Below are 13,649 nucleotides of genomic sequence, written 5' to 3'. Positions count from 1 at the left end.
TTGGTAAAGTTACGTACCTGACCCGCATCAACACGTCTGAGGTTGACCATGGCTAGCCAGCAAGCTTCTTCGCTCGATCCCACCGTCGCCCGCGTCACCGAGCGCATCCGTGAGCGCTCTCGGCAAAGGCGCGCCCTCTACGAAGAGCGCATGGAGGCCCAGCATCGTCGCGGCGTCCATCGCTCCGAACTGTCCTGCGGCAACCTGGCCCACGGTTTTGCCGCGTGCGGCAGCGAGGACAAGAATCAGCTCAAGCTGATGAATAGCGCCAACCTCGGCATCATCTCGTCGTACAACGATATGCTGTCGGCGCACCAGCCGTTCGAGACCTTTCCCGAGGTGATTCGCGAAAGCGCCCGCCAGATGGGCTCTACCGCCCAGTTCGCCGGCGGAGTGCCGGCCATGTGCGACGGCGTCACCCAGGGCCAGCCGGGCATGGAGCTGTCGCTGTTCTCCCGCGACGTCATCGCCATGGCCACCGCCGTGGGCCTGTCGCACAACATGTTCGACGCCGCCCTCTATCTTGGCGTGTGCGACAAGATCGTGCCGGGCTTGTTCATCGGCGCGGCGCGCTTCGGCCACCTGCCGACTACCTTCATCCCGGCCGGGCCCATGCCCAGCGGCCTGCCCAACAAGGAAAAGGCCCGCGTCCGTCAGCTGTTCGCCGAGGGCAAGGTCGGCCGTGACGAGCTGCTGGAAGCCGAGTCCGAGAGCTACCACAGCCCCGGTACCTGCACCTTCTACGGCACCGCCAACTCCAACCAGCTGATGATGGAGTTCATGGGGCTGCACCTGCCGGGCGCTTCCTTCGTCAACCCCGGTACCGACATGCGCGAAGCGCTGACTCGTTTCGCCACCGAACAGACGATCCGCAATACCGAGCCCGGCGGCGACTACCGCCCGTTCTATCGCCAGATCGACGAGCGTGCCATCGTCAACGCCATGGTCGGCCTCTTGGCCTCCGGCGGCTCCACCAACCACACCATGCACCTGGTGGCCATGGCCGCGGCGGCGGGTATCACCATCAACTGGGATGACTTCTCGGAGCTGTCCTCCGCGGTGCCCAGCCTGACCCGGGTCTATCCCAACGGCCAGGCCGATATCAACCACTTCCAGGCCGCCGGCGGCATGAGCCTGCTTATCCGGGAGCTGCTCGGTGCGGGCCTGATCCACGGCGACATCCCGACGATATTCGGCACCGACCTGACCGCCTACACCCAGGAGCCCTTCCTCGAGGATGGCAAGCTGGTATGGCGCGAAGGCCCCCTGGAGAGCCTCGACCCGGACGTGCTGCGCCCGGTATCCAACGCCTTTGCCGCCACCGGTGGCCTCAACGTGCTCGAGGGTAATCTCGGCCGTGGCGTCATCAAGGTGTCGGCGGTAGAGGCTCAGCACCGGGTCGTCGAGGCGCCGATCAAGATCTTCGAGGAACAGAACGACCTCAAGGCCGCCTTCGACGCCGGCGATCTCGACCGTGACGTCATCGTGGTGGTGCGCTTCCAGGGCCCCAAGGCCAATGGCATGCCCGAACTGCACAAGCTGACCCCCTACCTGGGCGTCCTGCAGGATCGCGGCTACAAGGTTGCCCTGGTCACCGACGGGCGCATGTCCGGTGCCTCGGGCAAGGTACCTGCGGCCATCCACATGACCCCGGAGGCGCTGGACGGTGGCCCGCTGGCCAGGCTGCGTGATGGCGATGTGGTGCGCCTGGACGCCGACAAGGGCGAGCTGTCTGTCGTGCTCAGCGACGCCGAATGGCGGGATCGTCCCAAGCGCGTGGCCGAACTGGACCACTACCATGTGGGTCTGGGTCGCGAGCTGTTCGGCGGCTACCGTCACCTGGCCATGGGCGCCGAGGAAGGCGCCGGCGTCTTCGGTGGCTTCGAGGCCGACGACCTCGAGCGCCAGCAGGGACAGATCCACGACGAGGACGCCTGAGTTCGCCCATGACACGCCAAGCGCTGATCGGGGACATCGGCGGCACCAACGCACGCTTCGCGCTGGTGTCGCCGGGCAAGACTGCCCCCCACGACATCCTGACCCTGCCCTGTGCCGACTATCCCGGCGTGGTGGAAGCTGCCCGTGACTACCTCGAGCGGGTGGGCGCCAGCGGCGAGAAGGCCCCGCGGGAGGCGTGCCTGGCGTTCGCCTGTCCGGTGCACGCCGAACGGGTCAGCATGTCCAACAATCACTGGAGCTTCCTGAAGGGCGAGGTCAAGCGTGACCTTGCCCTGGATGACTTCAAGGTCATCAACGACTTCATGGCTCAGGCGCTCGGCGTCCCCCACGTCGATTCGCATGATCTGGTCAGCATCCAGACCGGCGAGGCCGAAGGGCACGCCGCTCGACTGGTCATCGGACCGGGCACTGGCCTCGGCATGGCTGGCCTCTTCCCGGCACGGCGCGCCTGGGTGCCACTGCCCAACGAGGGTGGCCATGCCAGCTTCGCGCCCACCGACGAACAGGAGCTCGAGATCTATCGACGCCTCCACCGTCGCTATGGCCGGGTCAGTGTGGAACGCATCCTGTGCGGCCAGGGCCTGCTCGACCTTTACCGAGTACTGGCCGAGATCGATGGTCTGGAGGCCAGCGCCAGCACGCCGGCTCAAGTCACCGAGGCCGCCAACCGCGGCGACCCGCTGGGGCGTGATACCATTCTGCGCTTTCTCAAGATCCTCGGCGACGTGGCGGGCGACGCTGCGCTGACCCTGGGTGCGAGAGGCGGCGTCTACCTGTGTGGTGGCATCGTGCCACGGCTGATCGACTGGCTGCCTCACAGTGGGTTTCTCAGCGCCTTCTGCAACAAGGGAAGGATGCGCCCTTACAACGAAGCCATCTCCATCCAGGTGGTCACGGCCCCGTGGACGGGGCTGCTGGGCGCCGCCGAGGCGCTCCACAACGAGGAGGTCGAATGATTCCGGCAACGCTCAAGACACGTATCGACGAGGTAGAGGGCCAGGGGCACATCCACTGGGCCGGCCGCGACATCTGGGTGGCCAACGAGAGCTGGGGCCAGCTGGCGATCTCGTTGCAGGGCGCCCAGGTGCTTCACTTTCAACCTGCGCCCGACGCCACGCGAGCCGCAGGCGCATCTCCCGCGCCCGACCCCACGCGAGCCGCAGGCGCTTCTCCCGCCAAAGCCACCGTCGACAGCGGTGCGGATGATCCTCTGGTGCCCGCTGGCTGGCTGTGGGTGACCCCCACGCCCCAGGACGTGCCGGGTGCGATTCGTGGCGGCATCCCCCTGTGCTGGCCGTGGTTCGCCGACGAGAACACCGCCGACGAGTCCCCCGACCGCTCCGGCCCGATGCACGGCCCGGCGCGCAAGGCCGACTGGCAACTGGACGCGGTGGACGAGCACGAAGACGGCGTCGAGGTGCACCTGTCACTGCCACAGCGCCTGCACAGCCAGTTGCATCCCCGTGCGGTGGTCCAGGCCAACGCCCAGCGTCTGCACGTGGAGCTGATCACCGAGCACCTGGGCGAGACGCCGGTGAAGATGACCGCCGCCCTGCACAGCTATCTGGCGGTGGATCAGGTCTTCGCCTGTCGCGTCGAAGGCCTCGTCGGGGCCCGCTACCTGGACAAGCTCAAGGGCTTCGCCGAGAGCGAGCAGGTGGGTGAGCTCGGGGTCCGTGAAGGCGTCGATCGTATCTATCATTCCAACGCCGAGGTGGTGCTCGATGACGGCCAGCGCCGCCTGCGAGTGGCTCGCCAGAACAGCGACTCGGTGGTGGTGTGGAATCCCGGCGAGACACCCAACCCGGACACCCCGCTGGACGCCGCCCGCCGTTTTCTGTGCGTCGAGTCCGCCAACACCCGCCTCGATCCGGTGTGGCTGGTACCCGGCGCCCAGCATATGCTCGGCACCACCCTGTCGCTGGCCGACAACCACTGATCGACGAGGAATCCCGCCATGACCCCCGTGATCGCCTTTGGTGAAGCCCTGGTCGACATGCTCTCCAGTCGTCTCGGTGATGCCGCCGAGGGACCAGAGACCTTCACCCCCTACGCCGGTGGCGCGCCGGCCAACGTGGCCGTGGCCTGTGCGCGACTGGGACTGACCAGTCGCTTTCTCGGCATGCTGGGCGACGACCACTTCGGCGACTTCCTGGCCCGTGAGCTCGAGCACCACGGCGTCGACGTCTCCGGCGTATCACGCACCCGCGAGGCCCGCACCGCCCTGGCCTTCGTCTCCCGCGACGCAGACGGCGAGCGCACCTTCGACTTCTATCGTCCTCCCGCCGCCGACCTGTTGTATCGCACCGAGCATCTGCCCCATGGAGTGTTCAGCGAGCCCGCCATCGTCCACCTGTGTAGCAACAGCCTTACGGACGATGCCATCGCCGCCACCTCCCTGGCGATCACCGAGATGGCCTCCCGGGCAGGCTGTCTGGTCAGCGTCGATGCCAACCTGCGTCACAACCTCTGGCCCGAGCACAGCATCGACGTCGGCCTGGTCACCCGCCTGCTCGACCAGGCTGACCTGATCAAGCTGTCCACCGATGAACTCGACGCCCTGCGGGGTGATCACCCGCGTGACGACTGGCTGGCCGAACGCCTGGCCGCCGGTGCTCGCCTGATCGTGATCACCGATGGTCCCGGTGCGGTCGCCGCCCACACCACCCAGGGCGTCAAGCGCATGACACCGCCGCCGGTCAAGGCGGTCGATACCACCGCCGGTGGCGATGCCTTTATCGGCGGTCTGCTGGCGGCTCTGGCCGACCACGACTGGCAGCGCCCCAACTGGCAGCACGACGAGGCCTTCCTCGAACGCGCCCTGACCCTGGCCTGTCGCTGCGGCGCCCACGCGGTGACGCGCCCCGGCGCCTACGCGGCCCTGCCGCGCCGCGAAGACGTGATCGACAGCTGACATCATGACAACCTCGGGTGACCCGAAAGTCCCCCGCCGCCATGCCAGGGCTTATCGCCTCCCCGCCCTGGCATGGCGCCAGCGATTGACCCGCCTGTGGACGATCAGCGGCAGAAAGATGGCAGCCACCGCGCAGCCCTGGAACCAGGCCAGACGATAAGGGTGCGCCCATGAGCCCGAGTGTCCAGTCAGGATCCCCGTGAAGGTCAGCACGATGGCCGCGGTGATCGTTGCCGCCAACCACTCGAGCCTGACCCAGCGCCGCGACCAGCGGTACACCACGACTCCTTCGACCAGCGACAGCAACACAACCCCCCACGAGTAGTAGCCCAGGGTCATCCCCCAGGACACACCACCCCGGTACTCCCTGCCCAGGTGATCGGCGATCTCATGACCGACGCTGTACCCCACCACCAGAAGCAGAAAGCGCAATCCTGGTAGTCCAAGCACGCGGTAAAGCAATCCTAGGTTCATTGACGGCCTATTCCATCACTGCGTTGACGGCTTGAGTCAGGCCAGGTCCCTGGCCTTTACCAGATGCCTTCCGGCTGGCGCGCTGATGGCGCCCTGCACCAGCGCCTCGGCGATGCGGGCCACCGGACTGGGTCGCCACTGGCGTGGCAGCAACGGACGCAGACCGCGAGAAAGCGCGAGCCCCAGGCGCTCGGCGTGGCGCACCTCGGCGCGCTCGCCGTCGATCAGGCCCGGCCTGACCAGGGTCAGGCTCGGGTAGTCGAGTTTGGTCATTTCGGCTTCCAGTTCGCCCTTGACCCGGGAATAGAAGAAGCGCGAGCCGCGATCGGCGCCCAGTGCCGAGTTCAAGGCAAAACGCTCGGCACCGGCGGCTCTGGCGTGGCGGGCAAACCACAGCGGCAGCTCGAGATCCACACGTCGAAAGGCCTCTCGCGAGCCGGCGGCCTTGAGGGTGGTGCCCAGTGCGCAGATCACGCCATCCGCCTTCCACAACTCGTCATTCCCCTCCAGCGCCGGTGCATCACCTCGTCCAGTCTTGTCCGGTCGCAGTGACTCCAGATCGGCGAAATCGACGACCGGGGCGGCTAGCCTTGGGTGCTCCAGCGTCAGCGGTCGGCGTACCGGTGCCCGCACCTCGGTGACGTCGGGATGGGCCAATGCCTGGCGCAGCACCTCGCTACCCACCAACCCCGTCGCGCCCAGTATCAACAGTTTCATAGGTTTTTCTCCGCTCGCTCAGGCAACCATCATCCCATGGCGGCGGACAAAAAAAATCCGGCCAGAGGCCGGATCAAGGACAGCACCAGCTGTCGAGAGAGCACATGGATAGGCATGACGCCCTTCCGGTGCAGAGAGCTCAGGAATCATGACGAAGCGGCCAGCGCCGCTTCGTCATCGAGCATTCGGTGATGGCTTCAGTGATGGAAACGATCCGCGGCTTCCTTGGCCAGGGCGCGGATGGCGTCCCAGTCACCGGCGTCGACCAGCGACTTCGGGGTCAGCCAGGAGCCGCCCACGCACATGACGTTAGGCAGCGCCAGGTACTCGGAGGCGTTGCCCAGGTTGATGCCGCCGGTGGGGCAGAAGCGAGCCTCGCCAATGGGGCCGGCGAAGGCCTTGAGCGCCTTGACGCCACCGCTGGCTTCGGCCGGGAAGAACTTGAAGCGACGATAGCCGTACTGCCAGCCGGTCATCAGCTCGGAGATGGTGGCCACCCCCGGCAACATCGGCACCGGGCTCTCGACGCCGTAACGGTAAAGCGCCTCGGTGGCGCCCGGGGTCACCACGAAGTCGGCACCGGCCTGCTCGACCTGACGATACTGGGCAGGTGTCAGCACGGTACCGGCGGCGATGCTGGCCTGGGGCAGCTCCTTCTTCAGCCGGGCGATGGCCTCGATCGCGCAGTCGGTGCGCAGGGTCACCTCGAGCACGCTGAGACCACCTTCGACCAGGGCGCGGCCCATGGGCACGGCGTCCTCGATGCGATCGATGACGATCACCGGGATCACCTCGGCCTTCAGGCAGATGCTGTCGAGCTCGGTGGTGCGGGTAGACGGAAGCTGTTTTTCAATGGTCATGAGCGTGGCTCCAGGAAATCAGGGCGCCCAGTAGACGGCCAGCGGGCAGCTAAGAAAGGCACGAATGGGCAGTTCACGTACGTTGTCACCGGCCATGGCGCTTCCCAGCACGGCGCGCTTGTCGTCACCGGTCAGGTGCAGGTAATGGCGGCGGGCATGGTGCAGGCGCTCGGCGCTCAGGGTAATGCGCGCCTGGGGCTGGCTCGGTGTGCGCACCGCCACCACATGGGCATCGGTGCTCAGTGCCAGGTCCAGTTCGCGACTGTCAGGAAAAAGTGAGGCGGTATGGCCATCGCCGCCCATCCCCAGGATCACTACCGATGCCGGCCAGGACAGGCCCTTCAGTCGCTGGGCGACCTCGTCGGTGCCTTCCTCGGGGGTATCGTGTTCGGTGGTGAGCGGGACAAAGGTGGCCGCCTCGGCCCGGTTGATCAGCAGGTGCTTCCTGACCAGCCGGGCGTTGGAATCGTCGGCCTCGGCAGCGACCCAGCGCTCGTCGGCCAGGGTCACGTCGACCCGATCCCAGGGCAGTGTTTCCCGGGACAGTGCCTCGAAGAACGGCACCGGGGTGGAGCCGCCGGACACGATCAGCAGGGCGCGATCCTGGGACGACAGATCCTCGCGCAGCGCCGTGGCCACGGTCTGGGCCAACTGGTGCGCCAGTTGCTCTCGGGGAGACGGAGAAAGTTGCTCGCTGCTCATGTCAGTAGTCCTCGTACCAGCTGCGTCCGTCCTGGGTGATCATGGCGATGGAGGCCACCGGTCCCCAGGAGCCTGCCGGATAGCGGCGCGGCGGCTCGTCACGATCCTGCCAGGTAGCGATCAGCTCGTCGCACCAGTGCCAGGCATGCTCGACCTCGTCACGCCGAACGAACAGGTACTGCTGGCCCTTCATGACTTCGAGCAGCAGACGCTCGTAGGCGTCGGGGATACGTGCCTTGGGGAAGGCGCTGTTGAAGTCCAGGTGCAGCGGGCCACGGCGCAGGCGCATGCCCTTGTCGAGACCACTGTCCTTGGTCAGCACCTCGAGGCGGATACCTTCCTCCGGCTGCAGCCGGATGATCAACTTGTTGGCGGCCAGCGCCCGCTGATCCGGGTCGAAGATATAGTGCGGCTGCTGACGGAAGTGGATCACGATCTGTGACAGCTTCTCGGGCATGCGCTTGCCGGTACGCAGGTAGAAGGGCACGCCGGCCCAGCGCCAGTTGGACACCTCGGTCTTCATCGCCACGAAGGTCTCGGTATGGCTGCGGGTATTGGCGCCTTCTTCCTCGAGATAGCCGGGTACACTGGTGCCGTCGCTGGTGCCGGCGGTGTACTGTCCGCGCACCACGTCACGTCCGATCATGTCGTCGGTGAATGGCTTGAGCGCCTTGAGCACCTTGACCTTCTCGTCGCGGATGGCGTCGGCGTCGAGGTTGGCCGGCGGGTCCATGGCGATCAGGCAGACCAGCTGCAGCAGGTGGTTCTGGACCATGTCCCTGAGCTGGCCAGCCTCGTCGAAGTAGCCCCAGCGGCCCTCGATGCCGACCTTCTCGGCCACCGTGATCTCCACGTGGGAAATATGGTTCTGGTTCCACTGGGTTCCGAACAGCGGATTGGCAAAGCGCAGCGCGATCAGGTTCTGCACCGTCTCCTTGCCCAGGTAGTGGTCGATACGATAGACCCGTGACTCGGGGAACACCGCCCCCACCGCATCGTTGACCTCCCGCGACGACTCCAGGTCGTAGCCGATCGGCTTCTCCACCACCACGCGGCTTTGCTCGTCCAGGCTGCCACTGGCCTCGAGGTGGCGGCAGATATCGCCATACAGGCTCGCCCCCACCGCCAGATAGACCACCAACGGGCGCTGCTGACCGCCCTGCTCACGCCACTCGGCGATGGCGCCATAGCCTTCCACCGTGGTGAAGTCCACCGACAGGAAGGACAGGCGATCGAGGAAACGGGCGACCACCTTGTCATCGAGCTCGCTCGACTTGACGTATTCCTTCAAGGAGCCATGGATGCGCTCGCGGAAGGCCTCCTGGTCGATGTCCTGACGCGCCAGGCCCAGCAGCCGGGTGTCGTCATGCAAGAGCCCCTCGCGGTCCAGCTGGTAGAGCGCCGGGAACAGCTTGCGGCGAGACAGGTCGCCCAGGGCGCCGAACAACGCCAGATCGATGTCGGTACGCTCGGCGTCACCGGATCGGGTGTGTCGTGTCATAACCGTCCTCGTTTGGTGGTAGACCCCTGGATATCGCAGAAGGCTATCGAGCGAGATGTGTCCTGCTTACCGTCAGGGTATCTAAGTTTACAAAAAAATGGTCAACTTTCGACGGCCAGATTGAAAAATATTTTGTAAACTTACACAAAATATCCCGCTGGCGCGCTTATACGTTGGATGTAGATCGGTGGAGCGCTAGGATAGCCGCCAATACGTAGTTAAATCACCACATCCCCAGAGAGAATTGTCTCGGGTACCCCAATAAATGCGCCGCTGCCCGCGCACCACCGCGCAGTTGCCCGCGCCTTTCGTCACGGAGCCGACCTCGACCATGGTTCGCCACGACCTTATCGAACGCATTCGCACCCGCCTCGACGAGCTCAACCGCTCCGAGCGCAAGGTCGCCGACGTCATTCTGGCCGACCCCGCCGCCGCAACCGGCATGAGTATCGCCAGTTTGGCTCAAGCTGCCTCGGTCAGCGAACCCACCGTCAATCGCTTCTGCCGAAATTTCGAGGCCAAGGGCTATCCCGACTTCAAGATCCAGCTGGCCCAGAGCCTGGCCGGCGGCACCCCCTATGTCAGCCAGGCGGTGGAACCCGATGACGGTGCCGAGGCCTACAGCGGCAAAATCTTCGGCGCCACCATCGCGGCGCTGGACCTCGCCAGTCGGGAGGTCGCTCCCGAGCGCATCGAGCGCATGGTCGACTACCTGATCCAGGCCAAGCAGATCCACTTCTTCGGACTCGGTGCCTCCGGCGCGGTGGCCCAGGACGCCCAGCACAAGTTCTTTCGCTTCAACCTGCCGGTCAGCGCCTACATCGACGTACTGATGCAACGCATGGTCGCCTCGGCCTGCCACACCGGCGACGTGGTGGTGGTACTGTCCTACACCGGGCGCACCCGGGAACTGGTCGACATCGCCGCCCTGGCCCGTGAAAACGGTGCCGTGGTGCTCGGTATCACCGCGCCGGACTCACCTTTGTCGCGCCAGTGCACCGAAACCCTTGCGGTCAGCGCGCCCGAAGACACCGACCACTACATGCCGATGACCTCACGCATGGTACAGCTTGCGCTGATCGACGTGCTGGCCACCGGCGTCACCCTGCGTCGCGGCGAGGACTTCCTGCACCACCTCAAGAAGATCAAGGACAGCCTGCGCAGCACAAGGTACAGCGTCGACGAGTGACAACAACGTCAGGCCCGCTCCTCGGCTTGCCTCCTTAGCGTATTGGCACAACAATAGCGGCCTGTCTTGCGTCCCTGTCCGCACGCCGCCATCCACACCATTGCCAGGAAGCCTCATGCGATCACTGCCATCCCTGACCTCCGTTCTGACCGTCTTGAGCCTGGGGCTGTTCAGCCTGCCGACGCTGGCCGACCAGACCGAGACCTTCCGCTTCACCGCCATCCCCGACGAGGACGAATCGCGTCTGGTGGAGCGCTTCTCGCGGGTGGCCGACTATCTGTCCGAGACGCTCGAGGTCGAGGTCGAGTACGTGCCGGTGAAGTCCTACGGTGCGGCGGTCACCGCCTTCCGCAACGACCAGGTTCAGCTGGCCTGGTTTGGCGGTCTGTCCGGTGTCCAGGCCCGTCGTCTGGTGCCCGGTTCCCAGGCGCTGGCCCAGGGCGTCGAGGATGCGGCCTTCGAGAGCTATTTCATCGCCCACTCCAGCACCGGACTCGAGGCCGCCGACCAGCTGCCCGAAGAGATCGAGGGCAAGACCTTCACCTTTGGCGCCAAGACATCCACTTCCGGTCGCCTGATGCCGGAGCACTACCTGCGCGAGCGCTTCGACGCCGCGCCGGAAGAGCTGTTCTCACGGGTCGGCTTCTCCGGTGATCACTCACGCACCATCGCCCTGGTCGAGGCCGGCACCTACGAGCTGGGCGCGGTCAATTTCAAGGTGTGGGACGCGGCGCTGGAAAATGGCGATGTCGACACCGACAAGGTCAGCGTGATCTGGTCTACCCCGAGCTACCCGGACTACCAGTGGACCCTGCGCGGCGACGCCGATGAGGCCTTCGGCGAAGGCTTTACCGACAGGGTTCGCCAGGCACTGCTCGAGATGGAAGATCCCGAACTGCTGGAGAGCTTCCCGCGTTCCGGCTTCATTCCCGCCGACAACAGCATGTACGCCCCCATCGAGACGGTCGCCGAGAGCCTCGGCCTGCTGCGCTGATGGACGATGGCCAACGTCAGGTCACCGGCGGCCGGGACAACGGCCACGGTGACTTCCCGACACTGATCCTCGACGGGGTCGACCTGGGCCACGCCGACCACAGGGTGCTGCATGACGTCCACCTTCGCCTTGCGCCCGGCGAGCGCGTCGCCCTGCTCGGGGAAAGCGGCGTCGGCAAGTCCACCCTGCTGGCGGAGTTGCGCCGCCGTCTTGGCCGCCACGCCGCCTGGTGTCCCCAGTACCACGGCCTGGTGCCTCAGCTATCGGTCTACCATAACGTCTACATGGGCAGGCTGGAGCGCCACTCGGCGCTGGTCAACCTGTGGAACCTGGTCAGGCCGCTGCGCCAGGCCTGGGAAGATGTCGCAAGTCTGTGCGCTGAACTAGGGCTCGAAGGCGCCATCAGGCGCCCGGTAGGTCGGCTGTCGGGTGGCCAGCGCCAGCGGGTCGCCATCGCCCGTGCGCTCTATCAGCGCCGCCAGGTCTTTCTCGGTGACGAGCCGGTCGCCAGCGTCGACCCCCACCAGGCCATGGCGCTGCTCGATCGAATCGATGCCCAGCACGCTACCACGGTGATGGCCCTGCACCAGCGCGAGCTGGCGCTGAGCCACTTCGATCGCGTCTGGGGGCTGGCCGACGGTCGCGTGGTGCTCGACGCGCCCAGCCAAGATCTAAGCCTCGATGATCTCGACGCGCTCTACCCCAGTGCGTCACGCACGGCCTCCTCTCCCGCTGCTCCCAGCCCTGCTCGCGACGACAACAGCGATTCGCCGGCCGAGGCCAGCGCTCGCCACGCCTCGCACCAGGCCGGCGAGGAGCAGGCACGACCGTGAGCGCCGCGCAAGCGACACGCCCAGGCCTGTTGGCCGGCGACGGTATCGGTGCCCGCCTGGCACGCCACAGCCTGTGGCTGGTGGTGCTGGCTGCCCTGGCGATTCCGCTGGCCGACCTCGAAGTATTGAGCCGCGATCCCTGGGGCGAACTCGGACGCATGGCAATGGGCCTGGCGCTGCCTGACTTCGGCGCCATCGAGACGCCCCTGCAGGCCATCGGCCTTACCATCGCGGTGGCCTTCTGGGGCACCCTGGCCGGCGTGGTGCTGGGGCTGCCCCTGGCGCTGGTCTACGCCCGCTCACGCCTGGTGCGCGCGGCCAGTGCCGCGGTGCGGGCAGTGCATGAGCTGTTCTGGGCGCTGCTGTTCCTGCAGGTGTTCGGGTTGTCCGCGCTGACCGCCCTGGCGGCCCTGGCGATCCCCTACGCCGGCATCTTCGCCAAGGTCTACGCCGAGATCCTCGAGCAGACGCCCCAGGCGCCCCAGGCGGCGCTGCCCGAGGGTACCGGGCGCCTTGCCCGGCTGGCCTATACCGAGCTGCCCCAGGCCTTCGCCCAACTGGCCGCCTACACCCGCTACCGCTTCGAGTGCGCGCTCAGAAGCAGCGTGCTGCTGGGTTTTGTCGGTCTGCCGACGCTGGGCTACCAACTCGAGAGCGCCTTTCGCGAGGGTCGCTACTTCGAGGCCGGCGCCCTGCTGTGGGCCTTTTACCTGCTGGTCGCCACCCTGCCCTGGTGGGCCCATCGGCGCCTGCTGCTGCCGCTGGGGCTGGCCAGCGTGTGGCTGCTGGGTCCCTGGCCCGAGATCGACCCAGGCCTGTTATGGCGCTTCGTCAGCGTAGACATCTGGCCCCGCGCTTTGCTTGAGGGCGACATCGGCGGTGTGCTCCGCTGGCTGGCCGAACTGCCCGACCTCGTCGGCGCGGTGGCCAATACCCTGCTGCTGGGGCTGCTCGGCACCGTCGGCGCCCTGCTGCTCGCCCTGGTGCTGTGGCCCCTGGCATCGCGCCACTTCGGCAATCGCGTCAGCCAGGGCATCGGCCAGGGTCTGCTGATCTTTCTGCGTTCGACCCCGGAGCTGATGCTGGCCTTCGTCTTCCTGTTGCTGTTGGGGCCATCGCTGCTGCCGGCCTGGCTGGCCCTGGCGCTGCATAACGGCGCCCTGATCGCCTTTCTGGTATGTCGCCACGCCCAGGCCATCGAGCCCGGCATGCCGGGACTCCCGGCCTCGGGGCGGCTGGCCTACGAGCTGTTGCCGCGGCTGTACCCGGGCATGCTGGCGCTGGTCTATTACCGCGCCGAGGTGATCCTGCGCGAAAGCGCCCTGCTCGGCATGCTTGGGGTCGCCACCCTCGGCGATAATATCGACGACGCTTTCCAGACCTTGATGTTCGACGTGGCCTTCGCCCTGCTGGTGATCACCGCCCTGCTCAATATCGCCGTCGACGCCCTGGCTCGCCGTCTGAGGCCTTGTGAGCCACCCATGGAAGACCCCTGTCTGCGCTGAA

Annotated in this window: 13 protein-coding genes; 8 read left to right on the top strand and 5 right to left on the bottom strand. The window is 66.4% G+C overall.

Annotation, left to right across the window (positions count from 1 at the left end):
- The first annotated feature begins 48 nt into the window (after positions 1-48).
- The 4 genes from edd to NFG58_RS04200 are packed head-to-tail and all read left to right on the top strand — an operon-like array spanning position 49 to position 4,873.
- Entirely contained in the window at positions 49-1,938 is a 1,890-nt protein-coding gene (gene edd / locus NFG58_RS04215) for a phosphogluconate dehydratase (protein ID WP_045991024.1), read from the top strand.
- 8 nt (positions 1,939-1,946) lie between these two features.
- Positions 1,947-2,915, top strand: a complete 969-nt coding sequence (gene glk, locus NFG58_RS04210; RefSeq protein ID WP_108131377.1) for a glucokinase — start codon at positions 1,947-1,949, stop codon at positions 2,913-2,915.
- Positions 2,912-3,898 (top strand): D-hexose-6-phosphate mutarotase, encoded by a 987-nt coding sequence (locus tag NFG58_RS04205; RefSeq protein ID WP_045991022.1) that lies wholly within the window; start codon positions 2,912-2,914, stop codon positions 3,896-3,898. The genes glk and NFG58_RS04205 overlap by 4 nt, the downstream gene beginning before the upstream one ends.
- Before the next feature lie 18 nt (positions 3,899-3,916).
- A complete protein-coding gene (locus NFG58_RS04200; RefSeq protein WP_045991021.1) occupies positions 3,917-4,873 on the top strand; it encodes a carbohydrate kinase in 957 nt (318 codons plus the stop codon).
- Between the two features lie 51 nt (positions 4,874-4,924).
- On the opposite strand, the gene NFG58_RS04195 is transcribed toward NFG58_RS04200, so the two are convergent.
- The 5 genes from NFG58_RS04195 to zwf form a co-directional block, all read right to left on the bottom strand.
- Positions 4,925-5,347, bottom strand: coding sequence for a hypothetical protein (locus NFG58_RS04195; protein WP_108131376.1), 423 nt, complete (start codon positions 5,345-5,347; stop codon positions 4,925-4,927).
- Between the two features lie 36 nt (positions 5,348-5,383).
- A complete protein-coding gene (locus tag NFG58_RS04190) occupies positions 5,384-6,064 on the bottom strand; it encodes an NAD(P)H-binding protein (protein WP_108131375.1) in 681 nt (226 codons plus the stop codon).
- 197 nt (positions 6,065-6,261) lie between these two features.
- Positions 6,262-6,924 carry a bifunctional 4-hydroxy-2-oxoglutarate aldolase/2-dehydro-3-deoxy-phosphogluconate aldolase gene (locus tag NFG58_RS04185; RefSeq protein ID WP_045991018.1) on the bottom strand — a complete coding sequence of 221 codons (663 nt, stop codon included), beginning with the start codon at positions 6,922-6,924 and terminating at the stop codon, positions 6,262-6,264.
- Between the two features lie 18 nt (positions 6,925-6,942).
- Positions 6,943-7,626: a 6-phosphogluconolactonase gene (pgl, locus tag NFG58_RS04180; RefSeq protein WP_108131374.1), complete on the bottom strand. Its 684-nt coding sequence runs from the start codon at positions 7,624-7,626 to the stop codon at positions 6,943-6,945.
- Position 7,627: 1 nt separating this feature from the next.
- On the bottom strand, positions 7,628-9,127 hold the full coding sequence (gene zwf, locus NFG58_RS04175; protein WP_045991016.1) for a glucose-6-phosphate dehydrogenase: 1,500 nt from the start codon (positions 9,125-9,127) through the stop codon (positions 7,628-7,630).
- Positions 9,128-9,458: 331 nt separating this feature from the next.
- Between zwf and NFG58_RS04170 the strand changes: the two genes are divergently transcribed.
- From NFG58_RS04170 to NFG58_RS04155, 4 genes are all read left to right on the top strand, one after another.
- The gene (locus NFG58_RS04170) at positions 9,459-10,316 is read left to right on the top strand and encodes a MurR/RpiR family transcriptional regulator (RefSeq protein WP_045991062.1); all 858 of its coding nucleotides are present in this window, start codon (positions 9,459-9,461) and stop codon (positions 10,314-10,316) included.
- 115 nt (positions 10,317-10,431) lie between these two features.
- Entirely contained in the window at positions 10,432-11,310 is an 879-nt protein-coding gene (locus NFG58_RS04165) for a putative selenate ABC transporter substrate-binding protein (protein ID WP_181248571.1), read from the top strand.
- Entirely contained in the window at positions 11,310-12,143 is an 834-nt protein-coding gene (locus tag NFG58_RS04160; protein ID WP_108131373.1) for an ATP-binding cassette domain-containing protein, read from the top strand. Before NFG58_RS04165 ends, NFG58_RS04160 begins: the two co-directional genes overlap by 1 nt.
- A complete protein-coding gene (locus NFG58_RS04155) occupies positions 12,140-13,648 on the top strand; it encodes an ABC transporter permease subunit (protein WP_108131372.1) in 1,509 nt (502 codons plus the stop codon). Before NFG58_RS04160 ends, NFG58_RS04155 begins: the two co-directional genes overlap by 4 nt.
- The last annotated feature ends 1 nt before the right edge of the window (position 13,649 follow it).

Source organism: Halomonas sp. RT37, from assembly GCF_040070525.1.
Taxonomy (GTDB): domain Bacteria; phylum Pseudomonadota; class Gammaproteobacteria; order Pseudomonadales; family Halomonadaceae; genus Halomonas; species Halomonas litopenaei.
The sequence above is the reverse complement of the archived record's forward strand: the minus strand, read 5'-3'. Positions and strand labels throughout refer to the sequence as shown.

Bases quoted from the DNA above. Each gene is read 5' to 3' on its own strand.
- edd (WP_045991024.1), top strand. From the start codon at position 49: ATGGCTAGCCAGCAAGCTTCTTCGCTCGATCCCACCGTCGCCCGCGTC.
- glk (WP_108131377.1), top strand. From the start codon at position 1,947: ATGACACGCCAAGCGCTGATCGGGGACATCGGCGGCACCAACGCACGC.
- NFG58_RS04205 (WP_045991022.1), top strand. From the start codon at position 2,912: ATGATTCCGGCAACGCTCAAGACACGTATCGACGAGGTAGAGGGCCAG.
- NFG58_RS04200 (WP_045991021.1), top strand. From the start codon at position 3,917: ATGACCCCCGTGATCGCCTTTGGTGAAGCCCTGGTCGACATGCTCTCC.
- NFG58_RS04195 (WP_108131376.1), bottom strand. From the start codon at position 5,347: ATGAACCTAGGATTGCTTTACCGCGTGCTTGGACTACCAGGATTGCGC.
- NFG58_RS04190 (WP_108131375.1), bottom strand. From the start codon at position 6,064: ATGAAACTGTTGATACTGGGCGCGACGGGGTTGGTGGGTAGCGAGGTG.
- NFG58_RS04185 (WP_045991018.1), bottom strand. From the start codon at position 6,924: ATGACCATTGAAAAACAGCTTCCGTCTACCCGCACCACCGAGCTCGAC.
- pgl (WP_108131374.1), bottom strand. From the start codon at position 7,626: ATGAGCAGCGAGCAACTTTCTCCGTCTCCCCGAGAGCAACTGGCGCAC.
- zwf (WP_045991016.1), bottom strand. From the start codon at position 9,127: ATGACACGACACACCCGATCCGGTGACGCCGAGCGTACCGACATCGAT.
- NFG58_RS04170 (WP_045991062.1), top strand. From the start codon at position 9,459: ATGGTTCGCCACGACCTTATCGAACGCATTCGCACCCGCCTCGACGAG.
- NFG58_RS04165 (WP_181248571.1), top strand. From the start codon at position 10,432: ATGCGATCACTGCCATCCCTGACCTCCGTTCTGACCGTCTTGAGCCTG.
- NFG58_RS04160 (WP_108131373.1), top strand. From the start codon at position 11,310: ATGGACGATGGCCAACGTCAGGTCACCGGCGGCCGGGACAACGGCCAC.